The sequence below is a fragment of the Winogradskyella sp. genome (assembly GCF_965228925.1).
Classification (GTDB): domain Bacteria; phylum Bacteroidota; class Bacteroidia; order Flavobacteriales; family Flavobacteriaceae; genus Winogradskyella.
Window position 1 is genome coordinate 4448191 of the sequence record NZ_OZ245845.1, and the last position, 26469, is coordinate 4474659.

The window sequence follows — 26469 nt, forward strand, 5'->3', positions numbered from 1 at the left end:
GCTATGGTCAGGAAAAGTTTCCATACATTTCTCTGCATTTTTATGTCCATATGTTGTACATATGCGCAACAGATTCTTACGGACAATTCTCTCTCACCACAACAACTTATCCAGAACATCGTAGGTGGCGATTGTGCTACCGCCACCAATATCTCTTCCCCGGTCAATGGTAATGTTAACAACATCGTAAGTTATGGTAGTTTTAATAGGGGTACCTCCGATTTTCCGCTGGAAAGTGGTATCATTTTGTCCACGGGAAGTGTCAATAGTGCCGGAAATACTTTTATTGGGGACAATCTTAGCGAGGGGGATTTAAACTGGCAGACGGACCAGGATATCTTTGACCTTTTGGGCATAGACCAAACCCTTAACGCCACCTCTATAACCTTCGATCTCGTCTCCGCAAATAATTTTATAGCCTTTAAATATCTTTTTGCCTCGGACGAATACCAACAAGAATATCCCTGTACCTTTAGGGATGTCTTTGCCATTTTAATCAAAAGAGCGGGAACAAACGATCCTTTTGTCAACATCGCCATAGTCCCTGATACCACCACCGAGGTAAGTACCAATACCATCCGTCCGGAAATCAATGGATTCTGCGAGGCTTTGAACGAAGCGTATTTTGAAGGCTACAATATCGGCAATACGAATTTTAACGGGCACACCACCTTGTTAACGGCAAGTACAGAAATAATACCGGGCGAAACCTACAACATTAAATTTGTCATAGCAGACCATATCGACCAACGTTTTGACTCCGCCGTTTTTATCGAGGCCGAAAGTTTTGGGGGTGCCATAGACCTAGGGCCGGACCAATCCGTTTGTGGCAGCAATCTCACCTTGGATACCCAGGTCGATAATCCTTTAGCTATACATACTTGGTTTAGAGATGGCGCACCAATAGTTGGTGAGAACAGCCCAACGCTTCAAGTGGGCGTATCGGGCACTTACAGTGTCGAAATCTCCATTCCGATACCGGGCGGAAGCTGTGTTCTAGAGGATAGTATCGATATAGAGGTTATACCGTTTCAGCCTGCGGCACCAATAGAAGACCTTGTTATTTGCGATCCGGCACCAAGCGATGGTATTTTTGATTTCGATTTCCCAACATTAAAGAATGACGAAATACTATCGGAACTGCCATCGGATGACTATCTGATCAGTTACCACTTAAGCCAAGACGATGCCCAGAATAATATAGACCCAATCACTGGCATTTATCAGAACTCGGTCCAGGAGGAAACCATTTTTGTAAGAATCGAAAGCTTAAACGGTGATTGCTTGCAATTGGGCAGTTTTAATACTATTGTCAACAATTCACCGAATACGCAGGACTATACCCTGGACATCTGTAACGATTTTATTGCAGATTCGACGATCACGCATCCCGGTATGTTCGATATTTTAATGGCCGATTCGGAACTGGATAGAAGTGTGACCTACTATATGAATGAAAATGACGCCATTGACCTAATAAATCCAATAGAAGATTTCCCGGATTTTAGTTCCCAGCCCCCATATATTGTGGCAAGGGTAGACGTAACGGACGGCTCAAGCGATTGCTTTTCCCTCACATATATCAACTTCAATTATTTAGAACCATTTGATTTGGGTATTGACCGCCTTGTACTAGATGCATGTATAGATCCTGATTACGAAGAATTTGAAGGGACGACATTATATACCTATAATACACTTCCCGTTTCATTTGATATAGAATCTTATTTTGAGTATATAGAAACCACCTTATTCCCTGGCTCGTCTGTAAGAACCTTAGAATTGTATGGCTTAGGTAATCCTAGAACCTTAACCTTGACCAATCTATCCTCCTTTACTATGCGTTTAGGAATTTCTTTTGAAAATGGCAATTGCTATACCGAAATACCATTAATTTCTCATAAGAACGTATTATATAATGTTATTGGTAATGATAGGGCCTTCGCTCTATGTGATGATAGCTCTAACGACGGGATGGAGGATTTCAATTTAGAAGATATTGCAGCAGAACTTAAAGATGGTTATGACATAGACCTAGATTTCTATCTTACGGAAGAAGACCGTCAAAACAACGTCATTCCTATAGATCAAACAGTACCATTTACGGTAACGAACACCCAGACGCTGTTTATAAGCTCTAGCCATGACGGTTGTTCGTTTGATACCGAAATCACCTTGACCGTCAATCCTGCTTTGAATTTGCCCGTTTACACCCTGGATTATTGCGGTACTACAGATCCCGATACGAATGCGACAATCGTGATATTGGAAACAATTTCTAATACCATTATAGAAGATATTTCAATTAATCTCGGTGTTACCGCAAACGTTACGTATTATTCAACGGCCCAAGATGCCGAAAATCAAGAGAATGAGGTCGTAAATACCTTTGATTTACCTCAAGGTCAAGACTTAGTTATCAGAGTAACCAATGTAGATACGGGGTGCTTTGATATCTCGACGGTTCAGCTTAATATCACCCCAGCGCTTGAAGCTTCAGACCCAGAACCTATCATAATTTGTGATGAAGACCAAAATCTAAGTGCTACCGTCAACCTCGAAAGCGTTTTGGATGGTTTAACGGACAATTCGGACGATATAAACTTTACATTCCATGAGTCTTTTGATGATGCCATCAGTGAGTTTCATGATTTCTTGTCTATACCCAACCCAAGCAGTTATATCACCACCTCAAGAGAGGTCTTTATCAGGGCGGAGCTTGAGTCCGAAAGCTGTTTTACCATTTTCAACTTTGAAGTACAGGTATATGCAGATCCACAGCTAGGAGATATCCCCAGTTTTGTCAGTTGCTCATCCGACCCGAACGATCCTTCGGACTTTTTATTCGAGGATAGGGATGAGCAGATCATCAATGGGCAGGAGGGCATGCAGGTGCTTTACTTCGAGTCCGAAGTAGAGGCCATCAATAGGGAAAATCCCATTGACAAAACCACGCCATATCAAAACACCTCCAATCCCCAGACCATTTTTGTGCGTCTGGAAAATGTGTCCGGTAATAGCTGTTTTAAGGTCTCCCCTATGCAAATAGAGGTGAGACAAAATCCGGTATATACCGTACCAACTGATATCTTTGAGTGTGGATCAGTAATAACGGACCTGAGCACCAAAGTGTCGGAAATAGAAATGGGAAGCCCCACCGATCTCAACATCAGTTTCCACCTTTCCCCTTTGGACGCTAGCTTGGGTACGGATGCCATTCCTTTAGACTATACGGCGACCAGCAATCCCGAATTCATTTATGCCCGTATCGAAAATATAGCATCGGGATGTGCCCTTGTAGAATCTTTCAGTATAAATACGCTATCGCTTCCCGAGGTCAACTTTGGACAGTCGCTCGAAGGTTGCGGCAATAATTCCGAAACTAGTTTACAATGGAACCTTACGGACGTGGAGCTGGATATTTTGGATGGACGCCAATACAATATCGATTTCACCTATTATCCAACTCAGGACGATGCCGAAGCCGATACAAATGCAATTGTCAATCCTGAAACATATACAAACATCGAGGGCCAGGACAGCATATTCGTGAGGGTAAGAAATGTGAGTACCGGCTGTTTTTCTATCGTCCCTTTCAATCTTAATATCACTCCCCCACCCTCAATCAATGAGATCGAAACCTACGACGTGTGCGATACAATTGACGATACCATAGATTTATCTCAAATAGATGCTGTTTTAGTCGACGATCTCTCAAATGTCATCGTGACCTACCACAGCAGTTTGGTAGAAGCCGAGGCCAATGTAAATCCACTAGATACCAACTTCACCTATAACAGCCCTTCTGAAAACCTGTTTGTAAGGGTGACTTTTATCACAACGGGCTGTTATAGTACCCATGCGTTTCGATTGGTGGTCAACCCATTACCGATCGCTAACCAGCCTGATGATCTCGTGGCCTGCGATGATGATTTTGATGGGATTTTGGAAGTGGATCTATCCGTCCAAAATACGGCAATATTAGGAGGTCAAAATCCGCTAAACTTTGATATCACCTATTATAATTCAGAACAAGATGCCAATAATGGCATGTCTCCTTTAGACATCGATTATTTTGCCTTTGATTCCGAAGTTATCTTTACAAGAATAGAACATAACACAACGGGGTGCTATGCGACCACTCAGTTCTCTGTAATCATTCATCCTTTACCAATAGTTGATATTGAAAATCAAGTCATTTGTCTAGACAACCTTCCATTGGTTGTTTCGGCGAATACAAATCATCCTACAGACCAATATTTGTGGTCGACCGGTGAAACTATCCCTGAAATTGAAATTACTGAAGTAGGTACGTATTGGGTGACGGTAACTACCGAATTTGGTTGTCAAGATACACGAGTATTTGATGTCTCAGAATCTGAATCTGCAGTCATCGATGTTGTAGAGACCATAGATTTTTCGGATCCCAATAATATCATTATGACGGTAAGTGGTATTGGGGATTATTTATACCAATTGAACGATCTCCCCGTACAGACTTCGAATGTTTTTATCAACGTACCCCTTGGATACAATACGGTGACCATCATTGATGGCAATGGTTGTGCAGAGGTCACAAGGGAAGTCCTTGTAATAGACGCTCCTAAGCATATGACACCAAACGGCGATGGGGATTTTGACACCTGGCATATTGTTGGCATAGAGACCCTTCCGGGTACCGTTATTCGCATTTTTGACCGATATGGCAAGGTATTGAAGGAACTGCGCCATAATACCTTTGGCTGGGACGGCACCGTCAATGGTAACAAGATGCCCGCAGGGGATTATTGGTACGTGGCCGATGTGGTGCAAAACGGAAGACGCTTCCAGATCAAAGGGCATTTTGCGCTACGCCGTTGAAAGTGAAACATTTAACCTTAAACACAGATCGAATCAAAGAAATTGGGTACTTTTCTATATCTTTGATAAAGAGCGCTTATAGTTTTTAATAGACTATCGTTTCCAACAATGCTATGACAAAGAAAGGTTTCCATACATTTCTCTGCATTTTTATGTCCATATGTTGTACATATGCGCAACAGATTCTTACGGACAATTCCCTTACGCCACAACAACTTATCCAGAACATCGTAGGTGGCGATTGTGCTACCGCCAGTAATATTTCTTCCCCGGTTAATGGTAATATCAATAATATAGTAAGCTATGGTAGCTTTAACAAGGGTACCTCCGATTTTCCGCTAGAAAATGGTATAATTTTGTCCACGGGAAGTGTCAATAGTGCCGGTAATACTTTTATTGGAGATAATCTTAGCGAAGGGGATTTAAACTGGCAGACGGACCAGGATATCTTTGATCTTTTGGGCATAGACCAAACCCTTAACGCCACCTCTATAACCTTCGATCTCGTCTCAGCAAATAATTTTATAGCCTTTAAATATCTTTTTGCCTCGGACGAATACCAACAAGAATATCCCTGTACCTTTAGGGATGTCTTTGCCATTTTAATCAAAAGAGCGGGAACAAACGATCCTTTTGTCAACATCGCCATAGTCCCCGATACCACCACCGAGGTGAGTACCAATACCATCCGTCCGGAAATCAATGGATTCTGCGAGGCTTTGAACGAAGCGTATTTTGAAGGCTACAATATCGGCAATACGAATTTTAACGGGCACACCACCGTGTTAACAGCAAGTACAGAAATAATACCGGGCGAAACCTACAACATTAAATTTGTCATAGCCGACCATATCGACCAACGTTTTGACTCCGCCGTTTTTATCGAGGCCGAAAGTTTTGGGGGTGCCATAGACCTGGGGCCGGACCAATCCGTTTGTGGTAGCAATCTCACCTTGGATACCCAGGTCGATAATCCTTTAGCTATACATACTTGGTTTAGAGATGGCGCACCAATAGTTGGTGAGAACAGCCCAACGCTTCAAGTGGACGTATCGGGCACTTACAGTGTCGAAATCTCCATTCCGATACCGGGCGGAAGTTGCGTTCTAGAGGATAGTATCGATATAGAGGTTATACCGTTTCAGCCTGCGGCACCAATAGAAGACCTTGTTATTTGCGATCCGGCACCAAGCGATGGTATTTTTGATTTCGATTTCCCAACATTAAAGAATGATGAAGTATTATCGGAACTGCCATCGGATGACTATATGATCAGTTACCACTTAAGCCAGGACGATGCACAGAATAATATTGACCCAATCACGGGTGTTTATCAGAATTCTACTCAAGAGGAAACCATTTTTGTAAGAATCGAAAGCTTAAGCGGTGATTGCTTGCAATTGGGCAGTTTTAATACTATTGTCAACAATTCACCGAATACGCAGGACTATATCCTGGACATTTGCAATGATCTTATTGCGGATTCAACGATTACGCATCTGGGTATGTTCGATATTCTAATGGCCGATTCCGAACCCGACAGAAGTGTGACCTATTACATGAACGAGGACGATGCAACCAATGGCGTAGATTCTATAGATATCTTTCCGGATTTCACGTCCCAGCCCCCAAATATTGTGGCAAGAGTAGAAATAGCAGATGGTACAAGCGATTGCTTTTCGCTCGCATATATCAACTTTAATTATTTAGAACCATTTGATATAGGAATAGATAGATTTGTCATGGATGTTTGTATCGATCCATTGTATGAAGAATTTGAAGGTACAACACTCTATGATTACTATAGCTTACCTGTCACTTTTAATTTTGGGGAATATCTTACATATATCGAAGACACCTTATTACCTGGTTCGTCCGCAAGAACCCTAATACTTGTAAATCCATTTGGCCCCCCTGGATTTTTCACATTGACCAATCCAGCTTCCTATACTATTCCTCTAGCGATTTCATACGACAATGGCAATTGCTATGTTGAAGTACCCTTAATACTTCACAAAAACTTATTATATAACGTCATTGGTGACGATAGGGAGTTCTATCTATGCGATGACAGCTCCAACGACGGTATCGAGGATTTTAACTTGGAGGATATCACCACCGAACTCAAGGACGGCTATGACATAGAACTAGATTTTTACCTCACCGAAGAAGACCGCGGGAATAGCATCAACCCCATAGACCAAACCCTACCGTTTACGGTAACAAATTCGCAAACCCTATTTATAAGCTCAAGCCATGACGCCTGTGCGTTCGATACCGAAGTGACCCTGAGCGTTAACTCCGCTCTGAATCTGCCCGATTACACCCTGGATTATTGCGGTACTACAGATCCCGACACGAATACGACCATTGTGATATTAGAAACAATTTCTAATACCATTATAGAAGATATTTCAAATAATCTGGGTATTACCGCAAACGTTGCGTATTATTCAACGGCCCAAGATGCCGAAAATCAAGAGAATGAGATCGTAAATACCTTTGATTTACCTCAAGGTCAAGACTTAGTTATTAGAGTAACCAATGTAGATACGGGGTGCTTTGATATCTCAACAGTTCAGCTTAATATCACCCCAGCGCTTGAAGCTTCTGACCCTGAACCCATTATAATTTGTGATGAAGATCAAAACCTCAGTGCTACCGTCAACCTCGAAAGCGTTTTGGATGATTTAACGGACAATTTGGACGATATAAACTTTACATTCCATGAGTCTTTTGATCATGCCATAAGTGAGTTTCATGATTTCTTGTCTATACCCAACCCAAGCAGTTATATCACCACCTCAAGAGAAGTTTTTATTAGAGCGGAGCTTGAGTCCGAAAGCTGTTTTACCATCTTCAACTTTGAAGTACAGGTATATGCAGATCCACAGTTGGGAGATATTCCCAGTTTTGTCAATTGCTCATCCAACCCCAACGATCCTTCGGACTTTTTATTCGAGGATAGGGATGAGCAGATCATCAATGGGCAGGAGGGCATGCAGGTGCTTTACTTCGAGTCCGAAGCAGAGGCCATCAATAGGGAAAATCCCATTGACAAAACCACGCCATATCAAAACACCTCCAATCCCCAGACCATTTTTGTGCGTCTGGAAAATGTGTCCGGTAATAGCTGTTTTAAGGTCTCACCTATGCAAATAGAAGTGAGACGGAACCCCCTATATAACGCACCAACTGATGTCTTTGGGTGTGGTATGGGTCCAAACGGCTTGGCCACAACCAACCTGAATAATAAAGTATCGGAAATAGAAATGGGAAGCCCCACCGATCTCAATATCAGTTTCCACCTTTCCCCCTTGGATGCGAACTTGGGTACGGATGCCATTCCTTTGGACTATACGGCGACCAGCAATCCCGAATTCATTTATGCGCGTATCGAAAATATAGCATCGGGATGTGCCCTTGTAGAATCTTTCAGTATAAATACGCTATCGCTTCCCGAGGTCAACTTTGGACAGTCGCTCGAAGGTTGCGGTAATAATTCTGAAACTAGTTTACAATGGAATCTTACGGACGTCGAACTGGATATTTTGGATGGACGCCAATACAATATCGATTTCACCTATTATCCAACTCAGGACGATGCCGAAGCCGATACAAATTCAATTGTCAATCCTGAAACATATACAAACATCGAGGGCCAGGACAGCATATTCGTGAGGGTAAGAAATGTGAGTACCGGCTGTTTTTCTATCGTCCCTTTCAATCTTAATATCACTCCCCCACCCTCAATCAATGAGATCGAAACCTACGATGTGTGTGATACGTTCGACGATACCATCGATTTATCCCAAATAGACGCTGTCTTAGTCGATGATCTCTCAAATGTCATCGTGACTTACCACAGCAGTTTATTAGAAGCCGAGGTCAATGTGAATCCACTCGATCCCAACTTCACCTATAGTAGCCCTGCTGAAAATCTATTTGCAAGGGTGACTTTTATTACAACGGGCTGTTATAGTACCCACGCATTTCGATTGGTGGTCAACCCATTACCAATCGTCAACCAGCCCGATGATCTCGTAGCCTGCGATGATGATTTTGATGGATTTTTGGAAGTGGATCTGTCCGTCCAAAATACAGCAATATTAGGAGGTCAAAATCCCAATGTGCATACTATAAGTTATTTTGCCACTCTAGATGATGCCACGAATAATACAAATGCATTGGGCAACACCTATATCGCTACCGATAACGACACAATATTTGCAAGACTCGAAAACAATAGCACGGGCTGCTTTGATATCACAGAGTTTTCTATTATTATCAATCCTTTGCCTGTACTAGATATTGAAGATCAAGTGCTGTGTATAGATAATTTACCGCTGGTGGTCTCTGCATTTACCGGAAATACCTTAGAGACCTATCTGTGGTCCACTGATGCCACAACGGCCGATATTGAGATTACGGAAATTGGAAGCTATAGTGTTACCATAACGAATGAAAATGGCTGCGAAAGTAACTTTAGCTTCAATGTTATGGAATCAGAATCTGCCTTCATTGATGTTGTCGAGACCATAGATTTTTCGGATCTCAATAATATCATAATGACGGTAAGTGGTATTGGGGATTATTTATACCAATTGAACGATTTGCCCGTACAGACTTCGAATGTTTTTATCAACGTACCCCTTGGATACAATACGGTGACCATCATTGATCGCAATGGTTGCGCAGAGGTCACAAGGGAAGTCTTGGTTATAGACGCTCCTAAGCATATGACACCAAACGGCGATGGGGATTTTGACACCTGGCACATTATTGGCATAGAGACCCTTCCCGGTACTGTTATTCGCATTTTTGACCGATATGGCAAGGTATTGAAGGAACTGCGCCATAATACCTTTGGCTGGGACGGTACCGTCAATGGTAATAAGATGCCCGCTGGAGATTATTGGTACGTTGCCGATGTGATGCAAAACGGAAGACTATTCCAGATTAAAGGGCATTTTGCATTAAGACGATAACCCTCTATTTTTCGATTCGCAGATTTCTTTAGGCGAGTATTATTATGCTTTAATGACCTAATCCACCTGCCCTATTCTCAAATTCACAGCACTAATTGAGGTATAACGGGTTATGAAACATATGTCATACCATTTGTAACATATTAAATATTGTCCCAGAAACGAAGCGCATAGTTTTGAAACTGAAAGTTCAACGCTATGTGCTTTCTTAATTCAATACAAACCATAAAACTTAGTCTCATGAAACCTATCCTTTCATTAGTATTTACTTTATTATGCTTTAATATTGCGATTTCAAATAATATTCAAGTCAGCAATATTTCGCTTGAGAACTTTAATGACCCAGCCAATTGGGCTCATGTCGAATTTGATCTTAGCTGGGAGAATTCTTGGCGTATTAGTAGTGGACCATCAAACTGGGATGCAGCTTGGGTGTTTGTAAAATACCGGATTGACAACGGTAATTGGTTTCATGCTAATATTAATCAAACAAATACCAATGCACCAGGTGGTAGTATTGTGGAAGTTGTAGGAGACGACGGCGCTTTAATTTATAGAGCCACGGATGGCTCTGGTGAATTTGTTCTACAAGACATCCAGATCCGTTGGGATTTACCTAGTGCCGCGACTACAGAGTCTATTATTGATGTTAAGGTATTCGCCATAGAAATGGTATACATCCCAGAAGGTTCTTTTTATGTTGGTGGCACATCGGGAGATGAAATCAATAAATTTTATGCTGGAGGATCTTCTACCTCAACGTCCTTTCAAATTACTTCAGAAGCCGCTTTAACTATCTCTAATAACCCTGGGGATCTTTATTATACTGCAGACGTTGGTGATGGAGGTGATCAAACGGGGACTTTATCCGCAAATTATCCTAAAGGCTTTAATGACTTCTATATGATGAAGTATGAAGTCTCTCAAGGCCAATGGATAGAATTTTTTAATACCTTAACCGAAACTCAAAAAACCAACCTCGACGTTACTGGGCCAGGCGGTAAAAATTCAGATGATGAATTTGTCAGAAATGGTGTGTCATGGGCTGAAGGCTCTGGCGCCTCTGCAACCACAACAAGGCCCGATATTCCTATTACCTATGTTAGTGTATTTCTCGTTAATTCTTACTTAGATTGGTCTGCCTTGCGACCTATGACCGAATTAGAATTTGAAAAAGCATGTAGAGGTCCTGTTTTGCCCAAACCTGGCGAATTTGCTTGGGGCAGCGCTAATATTGCATCAACACCACATCAGGTTTTTTCAGCAGGGTTTAGTTCAGAATTCATCAATAATCTAGACCAAAATACGGGCAATGCTATATATGTCGAAACAAATGGCACTTTATCTGGACCCAAACGCTGCGGTATTCTCGCCGCAAGTTCGGTGAACCATAGCCGGGAAGAAACGGGTGGTAGCTATTATGGCGTCATGGAATTAAGTGGAAATGTTTATGAACGCTGTATCTCTGTTGGAAATCCAAGAGGACGAGCTTTTACAGGCCTTCATGGTAATGGCTTTATTTCTAGTACAGGAGAAGGTACCGTAGGCAGTACTTGGCCAGATGATAATATAACTCTAGGTGATGGCTTTGGCTATAGAGGTGCAGGCTATGTTAATCAATCCATCTACATGAGAGTTTCTGATAGAAATGATGCTGCCAATAGCTTTAGTGGCAGCAATGGCAGAATTGGATTCAGGGGTGTTAGAACCGCACCAAATTAAAAGCCTAGACTCATGAAGATTAACAAACTAATCATAATCTTAGTATGCTTGTGTTTTTACGAACAGACTAAAGCCCAGTATAATGGTGGATTTGGGGATGGGTTTTCAGTAGCGACCTGTACCAAAGCCTTATTGTTAAACGAAGGCATTTTGATCTATTACGGAGGAAATGGGGATGGTTTCTCCGTGAACACCTCCATTAAGAATCTGCTCCTTGATGACGCCGTTGCCATTTATTACGGCGGAAGTGGCGATGGATTTTCTGTAAATAAAGGGATTAGCAGTCTGATATCAGATGAAGGCATCGTCATTTTTAATGGCGGTATTGGTGATGGTTTTGCAGTAAATACGGCCATCAAAAATTTGTTACTAAATGAAGCCGTAGCCTTGTTCTTTGGTGGAAATGGGGATGGATTCTCGGTAGATACCTCTATTAAGAATCTATTGCTTGATGAAGCCCTAGCCCTGTACTTTGGTGGAAATGGCGATGGTTTTGCTGTAAATCAAGAATCTCTGGTTCTATTAGAGCAAGTACGAGCAAGCATTATTGCGTTTCTACAAGGTCCATCCATTAGTCCTACGGATAAGGGATTAATGAACGACACATTAAGGGAAAATAATCTAATTCCGACCACAAGTCCATTTGAAGATGCCAGCGAGATTGATCCAAGTATATTTGAGGTTCTTGGAGCAGATGCTATTGTCGATTGGGTTTTTATTGAGCTAAGGGACAGTTTGGACACTGGAGAGGTTTTAGCAGCGCGTTCCGCTTTAATTCAGCGTGACGGAGATATCGTAGATCTCGATGGCTTTTCGACACTTGCCATTGAAATTCCTTTGAATGCCTACTATGTCGTGGTTAAGCACAGAAATCACTTAGGGGTGATGACCGCTAATCCTATTAATCTAACTGGGTTTCCTACGACGATAGATTTTACAAACACCAATAACCAAATCACTTTTGGAAGCAACGCCCAAACCGTAGCTGGGTCTGGTGAATTGGCACTATGGGCCGGTGATGCCAATGGCGATAAAGCTATTCAATTTTCAGGAAGCCAAAGTGATGCAAATGCCATCAAAGATCATATTTTAGCCGACCCGGCAAATGTCCTTAACTTCATTACCTTTTCATCTAGTGGTTACTTCTCCGCTGATATCGATTTAAATGTACTTGCAAGGTTTTCAGGTTCATCCAATGACAGTAATATTATAAAAGATAATGTTTTGACCTTTCCTGGAAATATCCTCGGGCTTCCTACTTATAGCATTAATACAACAGTACCACCAATAAACGATTAAACCTTATGATTATGAAAAAATACGTTTTATTAGTTGCATTCAGTTGCATCCTATTAGCCTTAAAGGCGCAGACCGGCATTGATTACAAGGCCATTATAAAAGATGATAATGGCAATGTGGTCGCCAATACAACCATCGAAATTCGATTTAAAATTCAACAACTCAATGATACCATTTATGAAGAATCCCACAGCCCTACCACGGACAATAATGGCATTATCGCCGTTTTTATTGGGGAGGGAAACCCCATTGCTGGAAATTTTACGGATATTCAATGGGAACAAGACGATCACTTCTTAAATGTTCAAGTAGATATTGGTAATGGTCTAATAGACTTAGGAACCACACAATTTAAACCTGTCCCTTATGCTATTATCGCAGAAAAATCAATGAGCTCTAATGAGTCCCAAACTAACGCGATTGTTACATTTCCAAGATATCTAGACTATAGCTTTACAGATTTTTCATTAATATCTGGTCAGCGTGTTCGGATAACTATAGATTTTAATATTCAGATGGATCCAAGCTCGTTCGTCAATGGAAGCAACTTTATTGTAAGTGGTTTAGGAGGAACAGCAACAGGCACATTTTCTTGGTCGCTTGGCAATACTCGTTTAATATTTACAACAGATCAAGATTTCATTGACCTGGCGCCTTGTTTTAGCGGAGGACTACAGCTTCAGATTATTGGCAATGGGATAAATCCAGTAGAAGATAATCAAGGTAAACCCATTGACGGAGACAGAGATGGTAAAACAGGTGGTAATTTCACCGTGACTTTTGATATTGTTTGTTAGCCTTAGGCGTCTTCATTCAGAACGCATCTAAAAAGTCATTCTTTTTTCTAACAGAAACTGGAATATGGTCACCATTAACCATAATTAAAGTTCCACCGCGTCCTTTAATATATTTTGTTACGCAGTTGAGATTTACCAAATATGAATTGTGAACACGAACAAATTGCAGTCCATCCAACTTCTCTTCCATAAACTTAATCTTTCTTGTCACCAGAATCCTCTGCCCATTCTCGAGGTAAATTTCAGTGTAATTCCCGTCGCTATGGCAATATAGTATCGATTCCACTTTCACAAAATCTAAACCCTCCATAGTGGGTAAACCTATAGATGTTATTTCATTCCTAGTTTTTTGAAGACGCTCAAACAGATCAATGATGTAATCTTGACTGGCATCGCTTTGTAATTTACGTTGCACCTTAGCAACTGCTTCTTTAAGCTCATTTATAGCGATGGGTTTTAACAAATAATCTGCAGCTGCCGTCTTAAATGCTTGTAGGGCATATTCGTCATAAGCTGTGGTAAAAATAACCTGTGATCTCTTGTAAGATATAGTGTTAAGAAGAGCAAATCCGTCCATACGTGGCATAGCTATATCTAAAAACAAAATGTCTGGTTTTAGAGTATTGATTAGTTGCACAGCCTCTTCTGGGCTTTTAGTTTTCCCAACTATCTTTATTTCAGGACAGTGTTGCGTCAACATACGCGCCACAGCGCTCAATGCCAGAGGTTCGTCATCAATCAATAGTGCTGTCGGTTGAGAATAACTCATGAATTTGATTGTTTTGGAAATACGACTTTAACTAATGTACCTGAAGCGACTTCATTTTCAAATAAATCAACTACTTCAACTCTAGCTTCTTTACCATGAATACTCTTTAATAACTCCAACCGACGTTCAGTCAAACCCATACCCTGTGATTTATGATTGGAGCTATGCGCTTTCATTTTTTTACTTGCAGCTCGACCAATACCATTATCTTCTATCTCACAAATTATAATATCTGGTTCACTATAAAACCGAAGTTCCAATTTTCTATTATCCTCTTTATTCATCAAACCATGCCAAATCGCATTTTCCACAAATGGCTGGAGCATCATTGGTGGAATGGATACCTTTTCCAAAGTTATTGAACTAGCAATATTGAAGTTATAATGTATTGAATTATAAAAACGAAGGTTCTCCAACTCTAAATACAATTTTAATAGATCTATCTCTTCTTTTAAAGTTACGAACTTTCGTTTAGAATAGTTAAGTGTAGAACGCATTAAACGCGAAAATTTTACTAAATAGTTAGAAGCTTCATCACTATTGTCATTCTGTATAAATTCATTAATTGAATTGAGTGAATTAAACATAAAATGGGGATTCATCTGCGCTCTAATAGAGTTGAGCTCTGCCTCAATAACCATGCGTTCTTTATTTGTCAGTTGTTCATTATATTGACTTATACGCAGTCTTTCTTTCTGCTTTTTTTGGTAAAAGAAAAAGCTCGTTAAAATTATTAAAGCTAAAAGTGAATAAATCAAAATATTTCTGGCAGTGGTAGTTTTTGAAACTTTATCATTTAAGATCTCATTGGATGCAACTAAAGACTTATTTTCAATGATATAATTATCCACATCAAGTTCTACTTTAGCAAGAATGGCCTGTTTTTTGGCTATTTCTCTATTTTCAATGGCTATGTTAGTATCGTACTTATTTCGGTAATACAATGCCGAATCTAGGACGTTCATAGCTTCATATGCTTTTGAGAGCAACAACTCCGTATGCGCTTTATAAAAAACTCTTGTATTATTTGTACGCGGATAAGTAGATTGTAGTAGATTCAGTGCTTTTTCTACTTGATTTTCATTGAGGTACATTTGAGCAAGACTTAACACAGACAGAATCTCTACTGTGACATTGTTATAATCTTTGGCATCTTTATAACTGCTTAGAAACATATCTTTTGCCTCATCTTGTTGATTTGACTGCCTTAAAACCTTCCCTCTGTAAAACTTATTCTCACTTCGTTCATAGCCATTATCTTTAACACTATCAATCTTAAATAAAAGATCACTGTAAAATAAGGCGGAATCTATCTGCTTTGTCTTAATAAATGCATCTGTTACGGTTTGATATACAGTCGTAGGATGATCATAATTCTTTAAAAAAGGCTTTATCTGCCACCAAACTTTAAGAGCATCTTTACTATTATCTGTAATGCTAAGATTTTCTAGTATGGTTTTTAAGGAATTTACAATTCTGGTGGTATCCCTTAATTCCATAGCTAAATCATAACAGACTCTATTATGGTATAAACATTTTTCATAATCCGCAACCATGGTATAATAAAAAGACAAATTAGAGTGAAAACCTATAATCTGCTTATCGACTTTTGCTTTTTTGGCGTACTCCAAACCTACCTCTAAATCTTCAATCCCTTTTTTAAAATCAAATTTTTGAAAAGACATGTTTGAGCTGCTCTTTCTTCTTAAAACAGCCAATAACACATAATCGATAGGCATTTTTCTTAGAAGATCCTCTTCCAGAGATTTAAAAAGCTCTCCAGCCTTTTCATAATCTTTCTTCAATTTCCAATAATCAGCTACAACTAGTCTTAAAATAAAATTTTCGTGTAACTTAGATAAGTCTTCTATTTCACTTTTTGATAAACTTTTAAGTCCATCATGTAAAGTTGCTATCAATTTATACTTCTTCTCATTTTCAGATAGGGTATCATATACTTTAGCACTTTCGATAAAAACAGTATCCATTTGTGCTTGGACTTCAGAGAACCAAACAGTAATCGTCATTAAAAAGAGTACAGATATTTTGCTTATAAAACGCACTTGAAAAATTAGACTACTTTGAAATTATATGAGTAATAATACCTAATATGAATTAAAGTTCATATCAAAAATGTATAAGTGTGATATTTTCAAATAAAACCGCAACGCACTTTTACTATTCGTGAATTGTACCAAAAGACGATTGCGCTTTAAACCAATTCTACACCTATACACTCAAATTTACATATTATGCAGCAATGCTGCACACATTTACAATCTGTCTTTAGAGTACAAGATAAGTAGTATACATTTAAATTGAATGAACTACTAAATCATCACATCATGAAAACTTTTTGCGTTACTCTTTTTCTAGTCATAGGCCTTTTTGGGTTCACCCAGAGTGCTATTAATTATAAAGCTGTTATCAAAGATGGTAACGGCAATGTCATTGCTGACGACTTAATTGTAATACAATTTACAATTAGGGAGGCTTCAGAAAATGGCACCATCATTTATCAAGAAAATCACACTCCCACCACTGATAATAATGGTATTGTTATTTTGGGTATTGGGTCTGGAACGCCATTGGTTGGGTCTTTCGCCACTATTGACTGGATATCCAATACGCATTATTTAAACGTACAAATAAATTTAGGGGGTGGATTAGAGGATATGGGAACGACACCATTTGCGGCCGTACCATATGCTTATGCGGCAAGGACGGCTTCAAATGTATTTAGTGGCGATTACAACGATTTGGATAACTTACCAAGTATCACCACACCGAGTGGTTTAGAACAAATAACCGAAGATGGTGATACTGGCTGGAGACTCATTGCTTCAGACCCAAACAACTATGGCGATATAGGCGATGATGCTGTAGATTTAAGCATAAGTGCTACATCGTCTTCATCTTTTGGTGCTACAGGTATTGGATCCGTCGCATTAGGGACTGAGAATATTGCCTCTGGATCGTTCTCTACTACTTTTGGAAATTCGAACATTGCATCATCAAGTTATGCTACGGCTACTGGTAGATTTACAGAAGCTTCAGGATTGGGATCGTTTTCAACTGGCTTTAATTCTAAAGCGCAATCTTTGTATTCAACAGCTTTTGGTCGTTATAATATTGGAGGTGGCGCATCAAATAACTGGAACGATTCCGATCCTCTTTTCGAGATTGGCAATGGTTCAAATGATGCAAATCGAAATAATGCATTTACATTACTTAAAAATGGCTTTATTGGTATTAATGATGAAACACCAGCATATCTCGTTGAGATAAATAATGACAATTTATCACAACGATCAATTAATATTCGTCAAAATGGGAGTGACACAGATGCTGGTACCCAATATGGGATGTTTATAGATGTAGATAAAACAAATACTGTGGCGTTTGCAGCGGCATATGGTATTCGTACGCAGATCGAAAATTTACGAGGTGATGCTCTTGGTTACTATGGTTGGGGAACAAATAGAGGCACTAGCGTAGGTGATGCTTATGGTATAAGAGCACTTGCCGAAAATGACAATGGAACAGGTTTGGTTTATGCAGTCTATGCAACAATTCTTAATTCCACTTCCTCTGGAGATAAATATGCAGGTTATTTCGATGGTGATGTGTTTACGACTGGGAGCTATTTACCTTCAGATGAAAACTTGAAGAAAAATATAACACCTGCAAACGAGAGCGCATTAAACAAAATTTTGAATTTACCGGTTGAAAATTACACTTACAAAAATGATCAATATGGTGATATGAAATTACCTAGAGGATTACGAACAGGTTTCACAGCACAAAATTTAGAAAAAGTAATGCCAGAGCTAGTAAAAACTGCTACACGACCAGCGCCAACCCAAGAAGAGATTGAAGCTGGTGCGACGCCTACTGAAGAAATTCAATTTAAGGCTGTGGATTATACAGGTATAGTACCTTATTTGGTTAAAGCTATTCAAGAACTAAAAAAAGAAAATGATCAGTTAAGAACACGTTTAGAAGCCCTAGAAAACAACTAATGTTACATCTGTGCTATCATTTGTAACATATGTAAAGTTCTATCCATAGGTATTTAAAGAATTTTGAAATATGAAAAATTTAGTAATAGTTGTATTTGTAATGAGCTGTATATCTACAGGAGCCGCTCAAACAATTGAAAAATATAGTATTGATAGCGGAGGGGCTTCAGCTACCGCTGGTGGAATTGAAATACTTTATACTATAGGTGAAGTATTTATAGCAGAGCGTTCAGCCTCTGGCGTCTCAATTTCAGAAGGTTTTATCAACCCCGAATTTAAGTTGCAAATTAATGCCCAAGTCTTATTGCAGGGGCCGATTTTAAATCCGGTGGACATAGGATTGATGAATGACGATTTGAGAACTGTTGGTGATTTGCCGACCACCTCTCCTTACGAAGATGCCGCAACTTGCGATGCTTCAGTTTTTAATACCACTGGAAATGATGCCATAGTCGATTGGGTATGGCTATCTATTAGAGCTAACAATGATAACCAAAAGCAGATCCAAGGGCGTTCGGCACTTTTACAGCGCGATGGCGATATCGTCGACACCGATGGCTTTTCGGATGTTACTCTCAATATTCCAAAAAATACCTATTACATTGCCATTCAGCATAGAAATCATCTCGGCGCCATGAGTGCAAATCCTGTTCAGTTTGATGATACTAGCACCGTAATTATCGATTTTAAAAACTCGGGATTTTCAACATTTGGGAGCAACGCTCAAGTTGCACTGGGATCAGGAGAAACAGCACTTTGGGCTGGTGATGCTAATGGTGATAAAGCCATTCAATTCTCTGGGGGTAATAGCGACGCAAATGCGGTAAAGGACTTTATTCTTGCTGACCCCTTAAACATTCTAAACTTTATAACCTTTTCCTCAAGTGGTTATTTAAGTTTTGATGCGGATCTAAACACACTCACAAGATTTTCAGGTTCAAACAACGACAGCAATATTATAAAAGACAATGTACTTGCATTTCCTGGAAATATATTAGGATTCCCTACCTACACTATTAATTCAACAGTACCTCCAACAACCAATTAAAACCCACTAATTATGAAAAAATATTACACTTTAATGATGGCACTTCTTATAGGTGTCTTAGGTTATGCCCAAGGCTATGAATTTGGCATTCAGCACAATGGCGGTTACAATTTTTCTATTGTAGCTATTCCAGATTTTGACGGCACAAACACCGATATCTCAGATATAGGTTTTGCCTTGATGTTGCCAGCAGGAAATGCTGACATTTCTAACGTAAGCACGTTCAATGGACGTCTTTGGGGAACTACCGAATTTACCGCCGGACAGCTTACAGGCTTAGGTCTTGGTGATGGGACTCGTGATGGTTTTGCTATGAATTTACCTCCCGGTCAGACCATCCTCTCTCATACCAATGGCGTCCCTTTTGTAATCGTCACTTTTGACATTTCAAATATGCCCACATCAGGAGCCCTAGAAATTTTAAGTAACTCCGACCCCATTGCCATGGGATTGGGAGGTTCTATCGATAGTTTCTTTAACTCAAATATTGATAGTACGACAACCCAAAATTATTTTTCGGGTATTGCTTCGGGGCAAGGCACATTTTTGTTTAATATCCTTAACACAGATGACGTGGATTTATCAAACATCCACTTGAGTATTTATCCAAATCCAGCCAAAGATCAAGTTATAATTACAACTGCATCAGGCCTCGACCGTGTAGCGCTTTATGATATTACGGGTAAGCTCGTAAATACCTACAAGACCAAAACTATCGATATTAGCGGTTTAAATTCAGGCGTTTATCTTATGAAGATTAAAGTCGATGATACCACAATTACCAAGAGATTAATCAAAGAATAGCTTGCAACCTTTGATTTATTTATGGCCTTTCTATAACTTTACTTTATGCTTACCCACAAAGTAAAGTTATGTTGCTTATACGCCATCTTGTGTACCCACTTTATCTGGTCGCAAGGTGCTAAGCAATTTTCATTTAGAAATCTAACGGTAAGTGACGGCCTTTCACAGAATAGTGTGGTTAGTATGGCCCAAGATTCTATTGGTTATTTATGGTTTGCAACACAGGATGGTCTTAATCGATATGATGGACGGACATTTACCTACTATAATAAACAATACCAAGATGTGACCCGTTCTAATTATGCACAATTAGGACAATTAATCACTGATAGTTTTGGTGACCTGTGGTCTTATAGTTCTAATGAGATTATTGAAAAATACAATTACAACACTCGGACTTTCGATTCTATCACTTCGATCAAAAATGGTACTGTCATACATAGAAAAAACAAATCAACTTTATGGGTAGGTACATTAGACAATGGATTGGTATCAGTAGACCTAAACACACAAAAAGTCATAGCGGTCTCTAAGCAAGAGCTAAAGCAAACCTCGGTTTTTGAGATTAGTAGGGTTGACAATTCGATTTATTTAGGGACCAGTAAAGGTATCTTTAAGATTGAGAACAATACGATTGCCCATCTAAATGATACAGAACCCTATGCGGTGAGTAGTATTGTTAAACGCGGTCAGCAATTGCTTTTTGGCACTTATGGCCATGGTTTAATCGCAATGGATTTGCAATCTGGAGCCTTGTCCACTCTGCTAAACACAGAGGCTAAAAACTTAAACATTCAAGATTTATTTGTAGACTCTAAAGCACGCTTATGGGTAGCCACCTATGGAGATGGACTTTATCTATTAGACGAAACCAATGCCTTTAAGAATTTTAAGGCAGATAAAGAAAATCCTTTTGCCTTGCATTATAACGATATCCTAAAGATATATGAGGATATTACTGGTAATATTTGGTTTGGATCGGATGGGGCAGGTTTAAGTTTTTATGATGAACATTTAATTAAGTTTAATACCATAACGAGCAAACAAGTCCCCGAAGACATCAACGTAGACGTTATACGTTCAATAGCCGTAGATGCTTTGGGTACCATATGGCTCGGTACTTCTGGAAAAGGCTTGACTAAAATCAATCGAAAACAAAATAGCTTCCAAACTCTTACAACCCAAAATTCGGATTTATCGAGCAACAGAATTATGAGTTTGCTCGCTGTCGATAATCATCTATGGATTGGTCACCAATCCACAGGTTTACAAATCTTAAAACCCAATGGTAGCATTCAATCCTTACCTGCTTTAGACAACAATGCCATATGGAAAATATATGAGGATAAGCTCGGGCATATTTGGCTTTGTACACGTACCAATGGTCTTATAAAATTTAGTTTGGCCAATGGGATTACTGAAGTTTATAATAGTAATAACTCCTTGCTCCCAAATAATGTGAGAACCATAGAGCAAGGGGACGAAAATACCTTATGGATAGGCACGGACACCCATGGATTATATGTCTTAAATACAGCATCCAAAACCATTAAGAAAATCAATGAAGTCGAAGATAAAATAAAATCGCTTTACTATACAGATGCCACCTTATGGATCGGTACCAATGGCAATGGGATTAAAAATATTCACGAAACCACCCTGGAGGTCCAAGAATTTGAATATGAATATGGCTTAGCAAATAATGTGGTTTACGGCCTTCTGCAGGATGATAATGATAATTTTTGGGTAAGTACCAATAAGGGAATTTCTCGATTTACGCCAAATCATCCCCACAAACACTATGTGGAAAATTATTCTATTATTAACGGTTTGCAAGCCTACGAGTTTAATACCGGTGCCTATTTTAAGGATAATGACGGCCAATTATATTTTGGCGGAATTGAAGGCCTAAATTGGTTCCATCCCAAAAACATTACCTATAATGAGGTACAACCCAAAACGATTATATCTAAGTTTGAAGTGTTTGGTAACGAGCATCAAACCATACCAAATCAAGAATTCAAGCACAGTGAAAACACGATGACTTTTACCTTCGCAAGTCTTCATTTTTCACATCCAGAAAAAAACTTCTTTAGTTATAAACTCGAAAATCATGATCGCGATTGGTCCGCCTCTGACTATTCAAATATTGCGCATTACACCAACTTACCACCTAACGATTACACCTTTAAGGTCATGTCTAGTAATTATGAAGGGATATGGAATAAAACACCCCAAACCTTTAGCTTTACTATTGCTAAGCCATGGTTTAAAACTAATTTGGCCTATACCGTATATGGTCTATTGATTGCATTTACCTTATATACCGTCTATAGTTATTTTAGGTTCAAATGGAAATTGGAAACCCAAGTGCGCCTCGAGCATGCCGAAACCGAACGTTTGAAACAACTCGATGATTTTAAAACCAAACTCTACACCAATATTTCCCATGAGTTTAGAACGCCTTTAACCCTGATTTCGGGCCCCATAGATAAACAATTGGCTAAAGATAATCTCGACAACACCAATCGCAAAGAATTAGAGATTGTAAAGCAAAATGCAACACGATTATTAGGTTTGGTCGATCAAATGATGGACTTATCCCTTATTGATGCGGGACAGATAAAATTGAAAGTTACCCAAGGTAATCTGGGTATCTTGTTGAAGCAATTGGTTTCAGCATTTTATTACAAAGCTCAGGACAAGCACATTGCGATTCACTCCTCGATCGAGAAACTCGAAAATTGTTGGTTCGACAAGGATATCATCGAAAAAATCGGATCCAACCTACTTTCTAATGCGATTAAATATGCCCCAAAAAACACCGCCGTTTATTTTGATGCCCAAATGAAGGATGAGCAACTTTTTCTTTCTGTCATCAATCAGAACAATCAAATTAAAGCTGATAAATTAGGGAAGCTTTTTGAACGTTTCTATCAAAATAATGAGGCCTCAGAAGGTATTGGTGTTGGTTTAGCCCTAGTTAAGGATTTGGTCACCTTGTCCAAAGGTACCATCTTGGCTAATACACTTCAAGATAGCAAAGTCCAGTTCAGTGTGACATTGCCCATTCATAAAGACGCCTATCAAGATTATGAACTGCTTGATTCGGAGACGAAGCCACAGGAACCCATTGAGAAGCTAAGCTCAAAAGTCGAAAAAGATGCATCGACAATTGTCGTCATTGATGATGAGTTAGAAATATTGGATTTTGTGGCCTCTGTATTTACGGACCAATACCATGTGATCAAAACCACAAGTTCTAAAAAAGGCCTAGACCTTATTAGAAAAGAACTACCCGATTTGGTCATCAGTGATATCATGATGCCAGAACTCAATGGTATTGAGCTGTGCAACACTTTGAAAAATGATGAACTTACCAGTCATATTCCTATCATCTTGCTGACGGCTAAAGTAACCCAGGAGCAAAAACGTGAAGGTTTGGAAACTGGCGCCGATGCCTATGTTACAAAACCATTCAACGCAGATATTCTCAAAGTACGCGTTACCAAACTGATTGAAATTCGCGAGCAACTTAAACAACGTTTTAACGAACAACCAATTCTAACCAAGGCCTTAGAAGTGACTTCTGTTGAAGCCGAATTCATGCAACGTCTTAAAACGGTTTTAGATGAACATCTCGTCAATCCTGAGTTTACCTCCGAAGCGTTTAGCAAACATATGCTAATGAGTAGAACCCAACTGCATAGAAAGCTAAAAGCGGTGGTTGGAATGACCACTTCAGAATTTATAAGGTCCCAACGTTTACTTTTGGCTAAGGATGTTCTAGCAAAGCAGCAAGTTAACACATCTGAGGTCGCTTATATGGTCGGCTTCAACTCGCCAAGCTACTTCATAAAATGTTTTAAAAACGCATATAAGGAAACACCTTCTCAATTTGCCGATCGGCAAAATACCTGATTTTACTGGACTTATCAATCATGTTACATATGTATTACCTATTGAAACATATGTCATATATCGTCCACTACCCCACGGCTAGCTTTGTCATTGCAAGATATTAATTGCCCTCTAAATGACTAAAACTAACTCAAAAAAAGAAGAGGAACATACGCTTCCTTCACAACTGTATATCGCTGTAGATCACCTAAAAGACGGGATGTACCAACTCAATATAATGAATAACAATACGGTGGTATCCTCAATAAAATTTAAAAAATGAAACTGAAAATCACACTTCTAAGCTTGCTTTTTACTTTGAGCATTACCGCCCAGAATGGTATTAATTACAAAGCACTAATTAAAGATACCAATGGTAATGTCGTAGCCAATCAAGCCATCGATTTTCAATTCAGTATCCAATTTAGTGGTGGTACTATCTTTTACGAAGAAGACCAAACCGCTACAACCGACCAAAACGGTATTGCTCGTCTTGAAATCGGAGAAGGCACAAGTACTCTTGGTGATTTTGCAACCATACCTTGGGAACGCGCCAATGTGCTCCATATCCAAATTGACTTGGAGCAGGATGGTACTTTTGTAGATTTTGGTGACGAACCCATTAGTGCTATACCACGATCATTTTATGCGAGCAGAGCGGGTGAAGCAGATAATGTCTCAGGGCTAGAACTGATTAATGAGGGCGGCAATGATGGTTGGCGATTGGTTGGTCGTGATCCTGATTTTTATACAGATATTGGTGATAATGCTGTAGATTTAAGCACCTCTTTTAACGCAAATCCATCAACCCAAGGTGGGGCTGTTGGCGATTTTTCTCTGGCATCAGGACTTAATACTACGGCTTCTGGCAATTTTGCAACTGCCACCGGTCAAAACACGCTAGCATCTGGCGGAACTTCAACAGCTATGGGAATCGGTACAACTGCATCTGGTGCAGGTGCTACAGCAATGGGAAATGGTACAACAGCATCCGGCTCATTATCAACGGCATTAGGCATTAATACTGTAGCAAACTCGCAAGGAGCAACAGCAATAGGAAGATACAACGTTGGAGGTGGAAACCCAACGGAATGGAATAATAACGATCCACTTTTTGAAATTGGTAATGGTACTTCTAATAGTGAAAGAAGTAATGCTTTAACCGTTATAAAATCGGGTCGTCACACAATAAACTCTACTAGCGATGGACTAAGAATTACTTCTGCTTTTAATGGAATAGTAATAAATCATGAACCTATTAATGGTATAAATGCAGCATTTAATGGAATACTTATTCCTGACGGAATAGATACTGGTATCTCTATTCAGTCTCCATCTATTAATGGAATTAGAATACTTGATTCCCAGTCTGATGCTGTATTTGCCAGTTCAGATAACTATGGTGGAGCATTCTTTGGTGATACAGCAGGTTTATATGCAAGTGGTGACAGTAATGCTGATAATGTACCTGATATTATCTTAGGAAGTTCAAATAATTCTTCTTTATCAGCCAATGGTATTATTTCTACAAATCCAGAAAGAGGAGGTAGCGATATGTTTTTACGCAGTTACGACGCGGTAGTTGTACAATTAGATTATAATGAAAATGAGGCAGGTAACTTTTTAATTCGTTCTGGTCAAAATACGACAAGTGTTTTTAATGTCAATGAAAGTGGCAATGTAGAAATGGGTAATCGTTTACAAATTGGCACAGAAACCATTGAAGATACAGGCAGCAATCAATTATCCGTAAACGCCAGTTTAATACCAGACAATGATAATTCGTTTAGGCTTGGTAACCCTTCAAATCGATGGACACAAGTATGGGCAACGGATGGAACCATTAATACCTCCGATCGTCGCGAAAAGAAAAACATCAAAGCACTACACTATGGACTCCATGAAGTTCTTCAAATGCAACCTGTAAGTTTTAATTGGAAAAGCAATTCAAACCCTGATACTAAACTAGGGCTTATTGCTCAGGATCTTCAAGCTATAATACCTGAAGTTGTCAAATCTCATAGTTGGGAAACTGACGAGGCTACTGGCTCACTGATAAAAAAAGAACTCGAACGGCTTGGCGTCTATTATTCCGATCTCGTCCCTGTACTTATTAATGCCATTCAGGAACAACAGGAACTCATCGAAAACTTAAAAGCGACGGTGCATCAACAAAACAAACAAAATCTAACATTACAAGAAACTCTAGAAGCACTTTTAGCCCGTGTTGACCATCTAGAACAAGCTATTAACCAATAAT

Annotated in this window: 13 protein-coding genes; 11 read left to right on the forward strand and 2 right to left on the reverse strand. The window is 39.4% G+C overall.

The window, feature by feature from the left end:
- Positions 1-42: 42 nt before the first annotated feature.
- The 5 genes from ACO052_RS18715 (at position 43) to ACO052_RS18735 (ending at position 13666) form a co-directional block, all read left to right on the forward strand.
- A complete protein-coding gene (locus ACO052_RS18715) occupies positions 43-4860 on the forward strand; it encodes a choice-of-anchor L domain-containing protein (protein WP_422105316.1) in 4818 nt (1605 codons plus the stop codon).
- A 113-nt stretch (positions 4861-4973) separates the two neighbouring features.
- Positions 4974-9848, forward strand: coding sequence for a choice-of-anchor L domain-containing protein (locus ACO052_RS18720; RefSeq protein ID WP_422105317.1), 4875 nt, complete (start codon positions 4974-4976; stop codon positions 9846-9848).
- Positions 9849-10088: 240 nt separating this feature from the next.
- Positions 10089-11570: an SUMF1/EgtB/PvdO family nonheme iron enzyme gene (locus ACO052_RS18725; RefSeq protein ID WP_422105318.1), complete on the forward strand. Its 1482-nt coding sequence runs from the start codon at positions 10089-10091 to the stop codon at positions 11568-11570.
- Between the two features lie 12 nt (positions 11571-11582).
- On the forward strand, positions 11583-12869 hold the full coding sequence (locus tag ACO052_RS18730; RefSeq protein ID WP_422105319.1) for a hypothetical protein: 1287 nt from the start codon (positions 11583-11585) through the stop codon (positions 12867-12869).
- An 11-nt stretch (positions 12870-12880) separates the two neighbouring features.
- A complete protein-coding gene (locus ACO052_RS18735) occupies positions 12881-13666 on the forward strand; it encodes a hypothetical protein (protein ID WP_422105320.1) in 786 nt (261 codons plus the stop codon).
- Positions 13667-13682: 16 nt separating this feature from the next.
- Here the strand turns inward: ACO052_RS18735 and ACO052_RS18740 are convergent, their stop codons facing one another.
- Together ACO052_RS18740 and ACO052_RS18745 are read right to left on the reverse strand one after the other, a co-directional pair.
- Positions 13683-14435, reverse strand: coding sequence for a LytR/AlgR family response regulator transcription factor (locus ACO052_RS18740; RefSeq protein ID WP_422105321.1), 753 nt, complete (start codon positions 14433-14435; stop codon positions 13683-13685).
- Positions 14432-16462: a sensor histidine kinase gene (locus ACO052_RS18745; RefSeq protein WP_422105322.1), complete on the reverse strand. Its 2031-nt coding sequence runs from the start codon at positions 16460-16462 to the stop codon at positions 14432-14434. The genes ACO052_RS18740 and ACO052_RS18745 overlap by 4 nt, the downstream gene beginning before the upstream one ends.
- A 318-nt stretch (positions 16463-16780) precedes the next feature.
- On the opposite strand from ACO052_RS18745, the gene ACO052_RS18750 reads away from it, so the two are divergent.
- The 6 genes from ACO052_RS18750 (at position 16781) to ACO052_RS18775 (ending at position 26468) form a co-directional block, all read left to right on the forward strand.
- A complete protein-coding gene (locus ACO052_RS18750; RefSeq protein ID WP_422105323.1) occupies positions 16781-18457 on the forward strand; it encodes a tail fiber domain-containing protein in 1677 nt (558 codons plus the stop codon).
- Positions 18458-18527: 70 nt separating this feature from the next.
- Positions 18528-19505, forward strand: coding sequence for a hemagglutinin protein (locus ACO052_RS18755; RefSeq protein WP_422105324.1), 978 nt, complete (start codon positions 18528-18530; stop codon positions 19503-19505).
- 12 nt (positions 19506-19517) lie between these two features.
- Positions 19518-20309, forward strand: a complete 792-nt coding sequence (locus ACO052_RS18760; protein ID WP_422105325.1) for a T9SS type A sorting domain-containing protein — start codon at positions 19518-19520, stop codon at positions 20307-20309.
- Between the two features lie 45 nt (positions 20310-20354).
- A complete protein-coding gene (locus ACO052_RS18765) occupies positions 20355-24230 on the forward strand; it encodes a hybrid sensor histidine kinase/response regulator transcription factor (RefSeq protein WP_422105326.1) in 3876 nt (1291 codons plus the stop codon).
- Between the two features lie 115 nt (positions 24231-24345).
- Entirely contained in the window at positions 24346-24492 is a 147-nt protein-coding gene (locus ACO052_RS18770) for a hypothetical protein (protein ID WP_422105327.1), read from the forward strand.
- Positions 24489-26468: a tail fiber domain-containing protein gene (locus ACO052_RS18775; RefSeq protein ID WP_422105328.1), complete on the forward strand. Its 1980-nt coding sequence runs from the start codon at positions 24489-24491 to the stop codon at positions 26466-26468. Before ACO052_RS18770 ends, ACO052_RS18775 begins: the two co-directional genes overlap by 4 nt.
- Position 26469: the final 1 nt, after the last annotated feature.

Bases quoted from the DNA above. Each gene is read 5' to 3' on its own strand.
- ACO052_RS18755 (WP_422105324.1), top strand. From the start codon at position 18,528: ATGAAAAATTTAGTAATAGTTGTATTTGTAATGAGCTGTATATCTACA.
- ACO052_RS18720 (WP_422105317.1), top strand. From the start codon at position 4,974: ATGACAAAGAAAGGTTTCCATACATTTCTCTGCATTTTTATGTCCATA.
- ACO052_RS18735 (WP_422105320.1), top strand. From the start codon at position 12,881: ATGAAAAAATACGTTTTATTAGTTGCATTCAGTTGCATCCTATTAGCC.
- ACO052_RS18745 (WP_422105322.1), bottom strand. From the start codon at position 16,462: ATGACGATTACTGTTTGGTTCTCTGAAGTCCAAGCACAAATGGATACT.
- ACO052_RS18750 (WP_422105323.1), top strand. From the start codon at position 16,781: ATGAAAACTTTTTGCGTTACTCTTTTTCTAGTCATAGGCCTTTTTGGG.
- ACO052_RS18770 (WP_422105327.1), top strand. From the start codon at position 24,346: ATGACTAAAACTAACTCAAAAAAAGAAGAGGAACATACGCTTCCTTCA.
- ACO052_RS18765 (WP_422105326.1), top strand. From the start codon at position 20,355: ATGCTTACCCACAAAGTAAAGTTATGTTGCTTATACGCCATCTTGTGT.
- ACO052_RS18760 (WP_422105325.1), top strand. From the start codon at position 19,518: ATGAAAAAATATTACACTTTAATGATGGCACTTCTTATAGGTGTCTTA.
- ACO052_RS18775 (WP_422105328.1), top strand. From the start codon at position 24,489: ATGAAACTGAAAATCACACTTCTAAGCTTGCTTTTTACTTTGAGCATT.
- ACO052_RS18725 (WP_422105318.1), top strand. From the start codon at position 10,089: ATGAAACCTATCCTTTCATTAGTATTTACTTTATTATGCTTTAATATT.
- ACO052_RS18730 (WP_422105319.1), top strand. From the start codon at position 11,583: ATGAAGATTAACAAACTAATCATAATCTTAGTATGCTTGTGTTTTTAC.
- ACO052_RS18715 (WP_422105316.1), top strand. From the start codon at position 43: ATGTCCATATGTTGTACATATGCGCAACAGATTCTTACGGACAATTCT.
- ACO052_RS18740 (WP_422105321.1), bottom strand. From the start codon at position 14,435: ATGAGTTATTCTCAACCGACAGCACTATTGATTGATGACGAACCTCTG.